The following is a 13,752-nucleotide window of genomic DNA, read 5'->3' as shown; positions in this document are numbered from 1 at the left end:
ATCTCAAAGCTTTTTGGTATCAGGATGTTGCCAGCAGGGGTTGAGGTTCTTGCTGAGCAATACCGCGGTGGTGGGCGCGACAGGGTTCTGCCGGGCAGGACAGGGGCCGCCCGGCAGAAGATGGCGTGCCGCGGCTTACTTCGGGCCGATCATGTTTTCCGGGCGGACATACTGGTCGAACTCTTCGTTCGTCAGGTAGCCGCCGCCAACGGCCTCTTCGCGCAGCGTCGTGCCGTTCTTGTGCGCGGTCTTGGCGATCTTGGCGCAGGCGTCATAGCCGAGCCTGGAGTTCAGCGCCGTTACCAGCATCAGCGAGTTTTCCACGCCGCGCTTGATATTGTCCTCGCGGGCCTCGATGCCGACCACGCAATTGTCGGTGAACGAGACGGCGGCATCGCCGAGCAGCTGCACCGACTGCAGGAAGTTGTAGGCCATCATCGGATTGTAGACGTTGAGCTCGAAATGGCCCTGGCTGCCGGCAAAGGTGATGGCGGCATGGTTGCCGAAGATGTGGGCGCAGACCTGGGTCATGGCTTCCGACTGGGTCGGGTTGACCTTGCCCGGCATGATCGAGGAACCGGGCTCGTTTTCCGGGAGCGCCAGTTCGCCAAGACCGGCGCGCGGGCCGGAACCAAGGAAGCGGATGTCGTTGGCGATCTTGAAGAGGGCTGCCGCGGCGGCATTGATCGCGCCATGGGCAAAGACCATCGCGTCATGGGCGGCGAGCGCCTCGAACTTGTTCGGCGCGGTGACGAAGGGCAGGCCGGTGATCTTGGCGATCTCTTCGGCGACCTTTTCGGCAAAGCCGACCGGAGCGTTAAGACCGGTCCCGACGGCGGTGCCGCCCTGGGCCAGTTCATAAAGGCCGGCCAGCGAGATTTCGAGGCGCTTGATGGCAGACGCGACCTGGGCGGTATAGCCGCCGAATTCCTGGCCGAGTGTCAGCGGCGTCGCATCCTGCGTATGTGTGCGGCCGATCTTGATGATATGGGCAAAGGCCTTCGACTTGGCGTCGAGAGCGGCATGCAGGTGCTTCAGGCTCGGGATCAGGTGACGCACGATCTGTTCGGCGCAGGCAATGTGCATGGCCGTCGGATAGGTATCGTTCGACGACTGGCTCATGTTGACGTGGTCATTGGGGTGCACGGGCTTCTTGGAGCCCATCACGCCGCCCAGCATCTCGATGGCGCGGTTGGAGATCACCTCGTTGGCATTCATGTTCGACTGGGTGCCGGAACCTGTCTGCCAGACGACGAGCGGGAAATGATCGTTGAGCTTGCCGTCGATGACTTCCTGCGCGGCGGCGATGATGGTCTCGCCGATCTTGGCGTCAAGCCCGCCGAGTGCGATGTTGGCGCGGGCCGCCGCCTGCTTGACGATGCCGAGCGCGCGCACCACGGAGAGCGGCTGCTTTTCCCAGCCGATCTTGAAATTGCCAAGGGAACGCTGCGCCTGGGCGCCCCAGTAACGGTCGCTGGCGACCTCGATCGGGCCAAAGGTATCGGTTTCGGTGCGGGTGGTCATCGTCAAGCCTCTGTATGACTGAAAGGTGGCACGGGAACCGCAGCCCGGGGCCGACGGTCGCGTGCAAGCTCGCGGCGAATTACTATACGAATGGGGGGCGACTGCAAGCACTGCGAAGGGCGGATGCGGTAGTTATACTGACACCTGATTTCGTACTCCGGAGGCGCTCCTGTGCCCAGCGGAGGGACCGGGGCGTGCCCTCGCTGCAACGCCCGGCGATAAAGTTGCGGTCTGGATTGCTGGTGTCACGCCAGCGTGAAGGCCGGAATTCGCCGCGTCAGTAAAAATTTAACGAATGGTTTCTTAATCTTCTGGAAACGATATGGCGAAGCCCGTGCTGCCATCGGCACCGAAGCCCCGTCATTCGTTTGCTTTCCACGGCGCGGAGCTTGCATTAGAGACATGCGCAACAGGCTCAAGGCTCGCTGATTCATAGCTTACAAGGTGACGGGGACGAACATTGTCGCACTCCCAGAAAAAGACCAGACTCGCACTTGCCCTTCTTTCGGGCATTTCCTCCGCATGCATGGGGGCTGTCGATGCCCACGCGTTGACCCTCATGGACATGCTGCGTGGCAAGACCCGCGACAGCGTGCAGGAGCAGGTGGAGGGCCAGGCGCGTCCCGCTCCCACCCAGCGCGAGATCGATCTCAGTGATCCCGAGCCTCTGCCGAAGGTCTCCGCACCCAAATACCTGACCTACCGCACCGATGCCATGCGCCAGATCAAGGCGCAGGCTTTCCCGGCCGCGCAGGCGGCCGATGCGACGCGATTCCTCGCCTCCGCCCGCGTATCCGCACCGGCTGATGTCGCTGCCGCCGTCGAAGCCTATTACGCCAAGGGTGGTGCACCGCTCTGGGTGGAAAAGGGGGATGTCAGCGAGCGTGCCCGTGCGGTTCTCGCCCTGTTCGACAAGGCCGCCGACTACGGCTTCGACCCTGCCGACTACAGGCTGCCGGTTCCCTCTATGACGACGGCAAGCGTCGCGGACGCATCCGCGATCCCGGCCGCCCAGCCCGTGGCGTCCACGGATGGCGCAGCGACCGCCCAGCCCGCTGATGCGACCCAGCCTGCCCCGGTGGCAACGCCGGTTGCGCCTGCTCCCGTCGTTGCCGGCGACCAGCGCGATCGCGACCTCATGCAGTTCGAACTTGCCATGTCGGCCAAGGTCGTGCTGTTTGCGCAGGACATGGTGCGCGGTCGCATCGATCCCAACCGCATCTCCGAATATCACGACCTGAAGCGCCGCGACGCCAAGCTCGATCTGGTGCTGCCCTTCATCCAGACCGCACCGGATACGGTGGCCTATCTGCAGGGCCTGGAACCGAAGAGCCCGGAATATCTGGCCCTGAAGGCCGAGTTGACGCGCCTGCGCGCCGAAAGCGGCAATGCCCCGCAGGTCGCCCGACTGCCCGACAATCTGGTGCTGAAGCCCGGCAACAGTAGCGCCGATCTTGCCAATCTCGTCGCCGCCATCGAGCGCCGCGCCTCCGACACGCTGAAGACGACGCATGCGGCGACGCTTGCCGCCTATCGCCAGACGCCGGAATACGGTCCGGACCTGGTCGAACTCGTCAAGGGCTTCCAGAAGGAAGCCGGCCTCAAGGCAGACGGTGTGGTCGGTCCCGCCACCGTGCGTGCCATTGCCGGCCATTCGACCGACGACAAGATCGAGAAGGTCGTCATTGCCATGGAGCAGACGCGATGGCTGCCGGATACGCTCGGCGACCGCTACGTCTTCATCAACCAGCCGGCCTTCCGCGTCTATTATCACGAGCAGGGCCGCGAGCAGTTCTCGATGCGTGTTGTGGTAGGGTCGCCCAGCCACCAGACCTTCTTCTTCCATGACGAGATCAAGACCGTGGAGCTGAACCCCTACTGGGGCGTGCCGCAGTCGATCATCATCAACGAGATGCTGCCGAAGCTGCGCCAGGACCCGAGCTATCTCGACCGCATGGGTTACCAGGTGGAAGTCGGCGGCAAGGCGGTGTCCTCCACGGCCGTCAACTGGTTCGCTTCGACCCAGTCCGTCTCCGTGCGCCAGCCGCCGTCCAGCGACAATGCGCTCGGCGAACTGAAGATCCTCTTCCCGAACGCGCATGCCATCTACATGCATGATACGCCGCAGAAGAGCTTCTTCCAGCGGGACATGCGCGCGCTCAGCCACGGTTGCGTGCGCCTTGCCGAACCGCGCAAGATGGCGGCTGCCGTCCTCGGCATCACCGAGCAGGATCTCGCCGGCCGTATCGCCCAAGGCAAGAACATGGCTGTTCCGGTCACGGCGAAGATCCCGGTCTATGTGTCCTATTTCACGGCCTGGCCGAACAAGGACGGCAAGGTCGAGTTCTTTGACGACGTCTATGGCCGCGACAGCGCCGTGGAAAAAGCCTTTGCCGCCACCAGCAAGGCGCGCGGCGCCTGAGGTTTTCGAGAACGGATGGCACAACGCCCGCGGTGACGAGTCGCGGGCGTTTTGCGTTTTGGGGAATGGGCGAACATCCGCAGGGCGTCGTGTCTTCGATTCGACCCGCTTCGTCCGGCAGAGACAATCAGGCTGCCGATGCCTCCGCAATCACCGTTTCCACCAGATCTGCCGTCAGTTCCTCGAAATGGCTGATGATCCGGGTCGGCGCAAGCGTGGCGACGGGAACATCGGAGTATCCAAAGGTGACGCCGACCGAGCCGATGCCGGCATTCTTGGCGGCCATGATGTCGTTGATGCTGTCGCCGATCAGGAGGCTGTGGGCGGGGTCGCCGCCGGCGCGTTCGATGGTGCCGAGCAGATGGCGGGCATCGGGCTTGCGCACGGGGAAGGTATCGCCGCCGGTGATCGCGGCGAAGCGCCTGGTCAACTGCATCTTGTCGAGAAGCGGCAAGGCCAGTTGCTCCAGCTTGTTGGTGCAGACCGCAAGGCGCATGCCGGCGGCCTCAAGCCGGTCGAAGCAGTCGGTCAGGCCATCATAGAGCCGGCTCTTGCCCGGCATGTGCGCGCTGTAGTGCTCGAGAAAGCGGGCGAGCAGCGGTTCGACGTCGCTGTCCTCCAGCGGCGCTTCGCGCAGGGCAAAGGCGCGGCGGATCATGACGCGGGCGCCCTGGCCGACGAGGTGCGTCAGGTCGTCGAAGGTAACGGGAGCAAGCGCGCGCGCCGCGATCGTGTGGTTCAGGCTGTCGATCAGATCCGGAGCGGTATCGATCATCGTTCCGTCGAGATCGAAGACGACGAGGGTATTCGTCACGGGCGTGCCTTTCCAAGCGCAGAAGGTTTGGCGCCATGTCTTGCTGCATGGCTGGCTCTTCGCTTAAGGCCTCGGGCGCGTTTTGGCAATTTCGCGGGGCCGCTAATCTTCGGGATGCAGGGCGACGGGGCCTTTTGTTTGGCGGCTGGCCCGTGTAAACAGCGATCGGCGAAACAGACGGGAGCTTGTGGCGCATGGACGCCCGCGAAATGAAGGTGAAGGCGGCAGAGGCCGCACTTCAGCACGTTGAAGACGGTATGCGGCTTGGCATCGGCACCGGGTCCACCGCGGAAGAATTCGTTCGCCTTCTGGCGGAAAAGGTGGCCGAGGGGCTGAAGGTTCTGGGGGTTCCGACCTCCGAGCGCACGGCGCGCCTGTGCCTGGAACTCGGCGTTCCCCTGAAATCGCTGGAAGAGCTGCCGGAACTGGACCTGACCATCGATGGCGCGGACGAACTGGATTCGGCACTGAGCCTGATCAAGGGCGGCGGCGGCGCGCTTCTGCGCGAGAAGATTGTTGCGGCGGCCTCGGCCCGCATGATCGTGATTGCCGACGAGACCAAGCTGGTGGAGACGCTCGGCCGCTTTCCGCTGCCGATCGAGGTCAATCCGTTCGGGCTTGCCGCGACCCGCATCGCCATCGAAAAGAGCGCTGCGCGCCTTGGCCTGACCGGCGAGATCCGGCTGCGCCGGGCGGGAGAGGACGTGTTCACCACGGATGGCGGACACTTCATTCTCGACGCATCTTTTGGCCGTATTCCTGATGCAGAGGCTCTATCCATCCAGCTGCATTCCATACCCGGTGTCGTGGAGCACGGGCTGTTCATCAACATGGCGTCCTCTGCGATCATCGCCGGCCCGGCGGGGGCACGGACGCTGAAGGCGAATTAAAGACAGGAGCATTGAAACCAATGATCAGACAAGCGGTTTTCGGCCGCGCAGCGGCGCTTGCAATCCTCTTCTCCGGCGCCGTTTTCGGTGCATCCGCCCAGGCCCAGGAAGTGACCGACGCCCATCTGAAGGCGGCGCGCGACGTGATTGCGGCCCTGAACGCCACCCAGCGTTATGATGAAATCCTGCCGAGCCTCGCCGAGCGGCTGAAGAGCGAATACACGCTGACCTCGCCGAACTATCAGGACCAGATCAACAAGGCCGTCGATGGTGAAGCGCTGGCGCTTGCGCCGCGTCGCGCCGACCTGGAAAAGGAAGTGGCCACCATCTTCGCCCGCTCCTTCACCGAGGACGAGCTGAAGAAGATCGCTGCCTTCTACGCCTCCGATGTCGGCAAGAAGTATCTGAAGACGCTGCCGCTCATCCAGCGCGAATCGGTGCGTGCCGCCCAGATCTGGGCCAACGGCATTTCCCGCGACCTGACGACCAAGAGCTCCGACAAGCTGCGCAACGTCATCGATGCATCTGCCGTCAAGGCGCCGAGCACCCAGGTGGATGCGCCGGCAGCCAAGCCCTGATCGCGGATATCCCCCAAAAGAATATCGAGGAGCCCGGAGCAATCCGGGCTTTTCCTTTTGTGCCTCGCGACATTATATCAGCGGCACCGTAGCAGCTGCCGCCGGGTGCGGGTCCGCCCACGCTCTTTGCCGGCATCGACAGGAGTTTTTCGATGGCCACATTTGATTACGATCTTTTTGTTATCGGCGGCGGTTCGGGCGGCGTGCGCTCGGCACGGCTCGCGGCCGGACTGGGCAAGAAGGTGGCGATTGCCGAGGAATACCGCTTTGGCGGCACCTGCGTGATCCGCGGCTGCGTGCCCAAAAAGCTGTTCGTCTATGCCTCCCAGTATCACGAGCATTTCGAGGATGCTGCCGGTTACGGCTGGACGGTCGGCGAAAGCAGCTTCGACTGGAAGGCGCTTGTCGCCGCCAAGGACAAGGAGATCGCCCGTCTGGAAGGTCTCTATCGTCGCGGACTGGAAAATGCAGGCGCGGAGATCCTCGAGACGCGCGCCGAGCTGGTTGGCCCGCACGAGATCCGCCTGCTGGCGACCGATCGCGTCGTCACTGCCGAGACGATCATTGTCGCGACCGGCGGCACGGCCAATCCGCATGCGGCATTGCCCGGCCATGAGCTTTGCATCACATCCAACGAGGCCTTTCACCTCGAAGAGCTGCCGAAGTCGATCCTGATTGCCGGTGGCGGTTACATCGCGGTGGAATTCGCCAATATCTTCCACGGCCTCGGCGTCGATACCACACTGATCTATCGCGGCAAGGAAATCCTGTCGCGCTTCGATCATGACATGCGCCAGGGTCTGCACAAGGCGATGGAGGCCAAGGGCATCCGCATCGTGCTGACCGACGTGATCGAGGAGGTGACCGCCTCGCCGGCCGGCGGGCTTTCCGCCCGAACCAAGGCGGGCGCGACGATTGCCGCCGACCAGGTGATGCTGGCGCTCGGCCGTGATCCCAACACCCAGGGGCTCGGGCTCGACAAGGCAGGCGTTCTCCTCGACGAGCGCGGCGCCGTTGTCGTCGATGCCTATTCCCGCACCAACGTGCCGCACATCTTCGCGCTCGGCGACGTGACCGACCGCGTGCAGCTGACACCGGTCGCGATCCATGAGGCGATGTGCTTCATCGAGACCGTCTACCGCAACAATCCGACCGCGCCTGACCACGACCTGATCGCGACCGCCGTCTTCTCGCAGCCGGAAATCGGCACCGTCGGCCTGTCGGAGGAAGAGGCTGTGAAGAAGTTCGACGAGGTCGAGGTCTACCGTGCCGAGTTCCGGCCGATGAAGGCGACGCTTTCCGGCCGTGCGGAAAAGATGATCATGAAGCTCGTCGTCAATGCCGCTGACCGCAAGGTCGTGGGCGCCCATGTGCTCGGTCACGATGCCGGCGAGATGGCCCAGCTTCTCGGCATCTCGCTGAAGGCGGGCGTCACCAAGGACGATTTCGACCGCACGATGGCGGTACATCCGACGGCGGCCGAGGAACTGGTCACCATGTACAAGCCGAGCTACCGCGTGAAGGGCGGCCAGCGCATCGACGGCTGACCGGACCGGGTCTGTCTGTTTCCCGATCTTCGGCGGGCTTTGCGGCTCGCCGGAGATTTTTTGTGGCTGGCGCGGAATCAGCCGGTGAGGCGGGGTGCGCTGATCACCTTGCGAAACAGCGACTGCATGGCCTCCTCGATGCCATCATTGGGGCCGACGGCGAAGAAATAGCCGGGCGAGGCGCAGGCCTGCATGTGGGGCGAGATCTTCGCGTCGAACGGCTTGATCCAGTTCTTCCACCAGCTGTCGTTCGGCAGCGGCAGATAGGTGGTGTAGAGCACGGCGATCTTGACGCCGTTCTGTTTCAGGGGCGTGCAGAAGCTCGTATCGATCGGCTCCTGACAGCGCGTGCCCTTCAGTTCCTCGCTGCAGTTCGGCTTTGCGGCATCCGCCACGCCATCGGAGACGAAGAACAGAACCTTCTGGCGATTGCTGTTTGTGGTGCCTGTGCCGCCGGTGCCGATAATGGTTTTCAGCTTGGTCAGCGCCGCATCGAAATCCGTCAGCTGGTTGCTCTTGTAGTTGTTCTTCGGTGTCGTCATCAGGTCGAGTGCGTCGGTGGCGGTGCGGACCTTGGCCATGTCGTCGCTCATGGGCGCGACTTCCGTCAGTCCCGCCGTATCGGCGGTCGCGCCGAAACTGTAGACCGCCATGCGATACTGGCCGACCGTCTGTGCGTATTTTGTCGCGTCATGGGTCAGTTCCTGGGTGGCCTCGCGCACCACGTCGATGCGCATGTTGACCCCGATCGACTTGGCCACGAGGTAGTAATTGTCCGGGTTCTGCGTCTCGTGGCAGGCAAAGGCGCAGCTGTCCGGCGTGTTTCGCTGCATGGCGGCGATGTCGGCGGCGGTGGCGCCAAGCCCCATCGAAGGTGTGTTGTCGAGCAGCATGTAGAAATCGACGAAGGCGTTTGTCTGGTAGGTGGCGGTCGCCGTGCCGCTGATCTGCATGCTGTCATAGCCGAAGATGGTCATGAAGGCGGTCGGGACTTCGGCGGTGAAGGTGAGGGAGGAATAGAGGTCGCCGCCGCTACGGCTGATGTCGATATCGACTCTGGTGACCTTTGCGCCGCTCTGCCCGCCGAGCTGGCCTTCGAAGAGATGCCGGGCATCCTGCGAGCCGACCGCAACCGTGCCGTCGCCCGTCATGGCAAGGGCTGCCGCAACGCCCGCCGATTTTTCCGAGAGTGCGCCAACAGCTGCCGCATCGGCTGCTGCCATCAAGGTGGTGCGTTGATCGAGTGCATAGCCGATATCGACCGCCATGCCGGCAACGCCGACCAGCGGCGCGGCAATCAGCGCTGTCATGATGCCGAAATTGCCGGTCCGATCGCGAAGAAAGCCATGGAGAAAATCGATAAGCTGCATGCCGGGACGCCATCAATCACAAAATGGAACAGTGAAACGCGGCATCATGCTGCGGAAGGGAAGCGACATTGCCCCCATTTGCTGTCAAGCCTAAAGGGTTTTCGTTTGGGAAGCGCCAACGAACAGGGTGAACAAGTGCTTGCGGCGTGGACAGAGTGGCCGGTTTTTCGCGCTAGGCAAGCGAGCTGCAAAGGTTTATAAGCCGCCGACTTGAGAGATCGCTGCGGCCGGGCCGCGGCAAGGAACGGATGACGACGATGGTACAGAACTGGACCCCGACCTCGTGGCGGCACAAACCGATCCAGCAGGTTCCGGACTATCCGGACATGGAGGCGCTGAAGGCGACCGAAGCCCAGCTCGCCACCTTTCCGCCGCTCGTCTTTGCCGGTGAGGCCCGTCGCCTGAAGAAGAGCCTGGCGCAGGTCGCCGAAGGCAACGGCTTCCTGCTGCAGGGTGGCGACTGCGCCGAAAGTTTCATGGAACATGGCGCAGACACCATCCGCGACTTCTTCCGCGCCTTCCTGCAGATGGCCGTGGTGCTGACATTCGGCGCCCAGCAGCCGGTGGTGAAGGTTGGCCGCATTGCCGGCCAGTTTGCCAAGCCGCGCTCCTCCAACATCGAGAAGCAGGGTGATGTCGAGCTGCCGTCCTACCGCGGCGACATCATCAACGGTATCGAATTCACCCCGGACGCCCGCGTGCCGAACCCGGAACGCCAGCTGATGGCCTACCGCCAGTCGGCCGCCACGCTGAACCTGCTGCGCGCCTTCGCGATGGGCGGCTATGCCAACCTCGAAAACGTGCACCAGTGGATGCTGGGCTTCGTCAAGGACTCACCCCAGGCCGAGCGTTACCGCAAGCTTGCCGCGCGCATTTCCGAAACCATGGACTTCATGAAGGCCATCGGCATCACCTCGGAAAACAATCCGAGCCTGCGCGAAACCGATTTCTTCACCAGCCACGAGGCGCTGCTGCTGGGCTATGAGGAGGCGCTGACCCGCGTCGATTCCACCTCCGGCGACTGGTACGCGACCTCCGGCCACATGATCTGGATCGGCGACCGCACCCGTCAGGCCGATCACGCGCATGTGGAGTTCTGCCGCGGTATCAAGAACCCGATCGGGCTGAAATGCGGTCCCTCGCTGCAGCCGGACGATCTGCTGCGCCTGATCGATATCCTGAACCCCGCCAACGAGGCCGGTCGCCTGACGCTGATCTGCCGCTTCGGCCATGACAAGGTGGCCGACCACCTGCCGAAGCTGATCCGTGCCGTGGAGCGCGAGGGCCGCAAGGTCGTCTGGTCCTGCGATCCCATGCATGGCAACACGATCACGCTCAACAACTACAAGACGCGTCCCTTCGAGCGGGTCCTGTCGGAAGTGGAAAGCTTCTTCCAGATCCACCGCGCCGAAGGTTCGCATCCGGGCGGCATCCATGTGGAAATGACCGGCAAGGACGTGACCGAATGCACGGGCGGTGCCCGTGCCGTCTCCGCCGGCGACCTGCAGGACCGCTACCACACCCATTGCGACCCGCGCCTCAACGCCGACCAGGCCCTGGAGCTTGCCTTCCTGCTGGCCGAGCGGATGAAGACCGGCCGCGACGAAAAGCGCCTCGCCGTCGCCAACGGCTGAGATCGGCATTCTCTGAATTGAATGGACAAGGCCGGCGCCCCTCGCGCCGGCCTTTTCGTTTGCGCCCATGTTCAGGCGTTCTGAAGCCTTGCTTCATCGGAACCTGTTTGACCTTTTCCCTCCATCCGTTGACACTGGATCTTCAGGTAACGCAGGAGTGGCGGATGGATGGGACGGAGCATCACGGCGGCTGTGTGTGTGGCAGCGTGCGGTTCAGGACGACGGGTGCGCTCGGGCCGGTGATTGCCTGCCATTGCTCGCAGTGCCGCCGGCAGACAGGCCTCTACTATGCTACCACCGATGTTGCCCTCGACATGATCCGTATCGACGGCGAGGATGCTGTCACCTGGTATCGGGCGAGCGACAAGGCGGCGCGCGGCTTTTGCAGCCGCTGCGGCTCGGCGCTGTTCTGGCGGGCCGACGGTGCGGAACGGATTGCGGTGATGGCCGGCGCCTTTGACCAGCCGAGCGGTCTGGTGATGGACCACCACATCTATTGCGCCGACAAGGCGGATTTTTATCAGATCAGCGACGGCCTGCCGCAGTATGACACCTATCCGCCGGCGTCAGGCGAATAAGGGAAGGCGGAGGGGCGGGCTGCGGGTTGATCGGTGTTCGCGACGTTGCCGGGCGGCGCGGTTGTAAAAATTTCACCCGCGCCGGCGTTGCTCCGTGGCGGAGCGCACGTTAAATCAGGCGCATGACCCAAGCACACGCCCATACGCTTCGCATCGCCCTTGCTCAACTCAACCCGACTGTCGGCGACGTGGCCGGCAATCTGGCGCTGGCGCGCGAGGCGCGTCGCGATGCGGCCGGGCAGGGTGCGGATCTCGTGGTGTTCACCGAGCTTTTCCTCTCCGGCTATCCGCCGGAAGATCTCGTGCTGAAGCCATCCTTCCTGAAAGCCTGCTGGAAGGCGCTGGAAGCGCTGGTGGAGGACACCAGGGATGGCGGCCCGGGCATCGTGATCGGCCTGCCGCGGCAGGGTCCGAAGGGGCGACACAATTCCGTGGCGATCGTCGATGGCGGCACCATTATCGGCCTGCGCGACAAGATCGACCTGCCGAACTATGGCGAGTTCGATGAGAAGCGTGTGTTCGATGAAGGCGAAATGCCGGGCCCGGTGAATTTTCGCGGGGTGCGCATCGGCGTGCCGATCTGCGAAGAAATATGGAACGATCTCGGCGTCTGCGAGACGCTGGCCGAAAGCGGCGCCGAACTTCTGATCGTGCCGAACGGCTCGCCCTATTATCGCGGCAAGGTGGATGTGCGCCATCAGGTGGCGCTGCGGCAGGTGATCGAGAGCGGCCTGCCGCTGATCTTCGTCAACCAGCTGGGCGGGCAGGACGAACTGGTGTTCGACGGCGCAAGTTTCGGTTTCAATGCCGACAGGACGCTGGCCTTCCAGATGACAGAATTCGAGACGGCTCTGGCCGTGACCGACTGGCACCGCGACGGCGACACGTGGCGCTGCACGCATGGCCCGGTCGTGACGGTCCCGGAGCGGGAGGAGGCCGATTACCGGGCCTGCCTGCTGGGCTTCCGCGACTACGTCAACAAGAACGGGTTCAAGAGCGTGGTGCTCGGTCTCTCCGGCGGCATAGACTCGGCGGTCTGTGCCGCGATTGCCGTCGATGCGCTCGGCGCCGAGCGGGTGCGCACCGTGATGCTGCCCTATCGCTACACCTCCGAAGACAGCTTCAAGGACGCCGCCGATTGTGCGAAGGCGCTCGGCTGCCGCTATGACATCGTGCCGATCTCCGAGCCGGTCGAGGGCTTTCTCTCGGCTCTCTCCGACACCTTCGAGGGCACCGAAGAGGGCATCACCGAGGAAAACCTGCAGAGCCGCACGCGTGGCACGATCCTGATGGCGATCTCCAACAAATTTGGCGCCATGGTGGTGACGACCGGCAACAAGTCGGAAATGTCGGTCGGCTATGCCACGCTCTATGGCGACATGAACGGCGGCTTCAACCCGATCAAGGACCTCTACAAGATGCAGGTCTATGCGCTGGCCGAGTGGCGCAACCGCCATGTGCCGACGGGTGCGCTCGGGCCGGGCGGTGAGGTGATCCCGCACAACATCATCGCCAAGGCACCCTCCGCCGAACTGCGGCCGAACCAGACGGACCAGGATTCGCTGCCACCCTATCCGGTGCTGGACGATATCCTGGAATGCCTCGTCGAGGGGGAGATGGGAACCGAGGAGATCGTGGCCCGCGGCCATGACGTGGCGACCGTGCACCGCATCGAGCATCTTCTCTATCTTGCCGAATACAAGCGCCGGCAGTCGGCGCCGGGCGTGAAGATCACCAGGAAGAACTTCGGTCGCGACCGGCGCTATCCGATCACCAACCGCTTCCGTGACCGGGGGTAAGGCCCAGTCGTTGGGCACGGAGTGCGCTGTCAATGCAACACCCCAGTGTTCAAGGCGGACGCGACACGACGAAATGACTGGTCATCAGGATTGTCCTGTGCGCAGAATGAGTTTTTAAGGATCTGCTCATGCGCCTTGCGATCTCGACACTGACTTTTTTCGTGCTTGCCTGCGGCGCAGCCCAGGCCGTGGAGCGCCCGACGGTCGTGACCCTCACGGATCAATCCAAAGTCCAGCAGTTCAAGGGCGTCTCCACCACCGGTGAATCGAAGTCCTACATCGTCAAGACATCGGGCACGCGCAAGGTGACCTTCCACATCGAGGCGGACAACGAAACTTGTGGCGCCGAACTGCGCACCGATGCCGAACTCGGTTTCATGCCGGAATTCCGCCAGTTCCCGACGACCCGCGTCGAAGAGGCGGAGGCGGGCGAAACCTTCCGCATTTCCCTGTTCCAGACGCGCGCCGCCCGCCTCAAGGGCACGCCCTGCAACTTCCTGCTGTCAATCGAGTAAGGCGCCGCCCGCCTTTCAAGACGCGGCCCTGTGACGGAACAGCACCTTGATGACGAACGGTCATCGGGGCTAAGGAAATCC

11 protein-coding genes are annotated in these 13,752 nt (G+C 63.3%); 8 read left to right on the top strand and 3 right to left on the bottom strand.

The genetic code is table 11. The annotated features are described in order from the left end of the window. Positions 1-135: 135 nt before the first annotated feature. The gene (fumC, locus tag F3H95_RS20690) at positions 136-1,524 is read right to left on the bottom strand and encodes a class II fumarate hydratase (RefSeq protein WP_143126429.1); all 1,389 of its coding nucleotides are present in this window, start codon (positions 1,522-1,524) and stop codon (positions 136-138) included. A 526-nt stretch (positions 1,525-2,050) separates the two neighbouring features. On the opposite strand from fumC, the gene F3H95_RS20685 reads away from it, so the two are divergent. Beyond that, on the top strand, positions 2,051-3,946 hold the full coding sequence (locus tag F3H95_RS20685) for a L,D-transpeptidase family protein (RefSeq protein WP_149747432.1): 1,896 nt from the start codon (positions 2,051-2,053) through the stop codon (positions 3,944-3,946). Positions 3,947-4,073: 127 nt separating this feature from the next. Here the strand turns inward: F3H95_RS20685 and gph are convergent, their stop codons facing one another. Next, positions 4,074-4,760, bottom strand: a complete 687-nt coding sequence (gene gph / locus F3H95_RS20680; protein ID WP_149747396.1) for a phosphoglycolate phosphatase — start codon at positions 4,758-4,760, stop codon at positions 4,074-4,076. Positions 4,761-4,954: 194 nt separating this feature from the next. Here gph and rpiA point away from each other — a divergent pair, with 194 nt between their 5' ends. From rpiA to gor, 3 genes are all read left to right on the top strand, one after another. Further along, positions 4,955-5,650 (top strand): ribose-5-phosphate isomerase RpiA, encoded by a 696-nt coding sequence (gene rpiA / locus F3H95_RS20675; RefSeq protein WP_143128099.1) that lies wholly within the window; start codon positions 4,955-4,957, stop codon positions 5,648-5,650. A 20-nt stretch (positions 5,651-5,670) separates the two neighbouring features. Next, positions 5,671-6,228, top strand: coding sequence for a DUF2059 domain-containing protein (locus F3H95_RS20670; RefSeq protein WP_149747395.1), 558 nt, complete (start codon positions 5,671-5,673; stop codon positions 6,226-6,228). Between the two features lie 152 nt (positions 6,229-6,380). Further along, complete coding sequence (gene gor, locus F3H95_RS20665; protein ID WP_149747394.1) at positions 6,381-7,775, top strand: glutathione-disulfide reductase; 1,395 nt, start codon at positions 6,381-6,383, stop codon at positions 7,773-7,775. Between the two features lie 77 nt (positions 7,776-7,852). Here the strand turns inward: gor and F3H95_RS20660 are convergent, their stop codons facing one another. Continuing rightward, the gene (locus tag F3H95_RS20660) at positions 7,853-9,145 is read right to left on the bottom strand and encodes a TadE/TadG family type IV pilus assembly protein (RefSeq protein ID WP_149747393.1); all 1,293 of its coding nucleotides are present in this window, start codon (positions 9,143-9,145) and stop codon (positions 7,853-7,855) included. A 257-nt stretch (positions 9,146-9,402) separates the two neighbouring features. Here F3H95_RS20660 and F3H95_RS20655 point away from each other — a divergent pair, with 257 nt between their 5' ends. From F3H95_RS20655 to F3H95_RS20640, 4 genes are all read left to right on the top strand, one after another. Next, the gene (locus F3H95_RS20655; protein WP_149747392.1) at positions 9,403-10,779 is read left to right on the top strand and encodes a 3-deoxy-7-phosphoheptulonate synthase class II; all 1,377 of its coding nucleotides are present in this window, start codon (positions 9,403-9,405) and stop codon (positions 10,777-10,779) included. Between the two features lie 164 nt (positions 10,780-10,943). Continuing rightward, the gene (locus F3H95_RS20650; RefSeq protein WP_149747391.1) at positions 10,944-11,357 is read left to right on the top strand and encodes a GFA family protein; all 414 of its coding nucleotides are present in this window, start codon (positions 10,944-10,946) and stop codon (positions 11,355-11,357) included. A gap of 122 nt (positions 11,358-11,479) precedes the next feature. Beyond that, positions 11,480-13,156, top strand: a complete 1,677-nt coding sequence (locus F3H95_RS20645) for an NAD+ synthase (RefSeq protein ID WP_149747390.1) — start codon at positions 11,480-11,482, stop codon at positions 13,154-13,156. A gap of 128 nt (positions 13,157-13,284) precedes the next feature. After that, on the top strand, positions 13,285-13,671 hold the full coding sequence (locus F3H95_RS20640) for a hypothetical protein (RefSeq protein WP_149747389.1): 387 nt from the start codon (positions 13,285-13,287) through the stop codon (positions 13,669-13,671). Positions 13,672-13,752 lie beyond the last annotated feature (81 nt).

The organism is Rhizobium sp. RU35A (genome assembly GCF_900156005.1).
GTDB classification, from domain to species: Bacteria; Pseudomonadota; Alphaproteobacteria; order Rhizobiales; family Rhizobiaceae; genus Neorhizobium; species Neorhizobium straminoryzae.
Note: the sequence above shows the minus strand (reverse complement) of the source record. Positions and strands in the feature narration are given on the sequence as shown.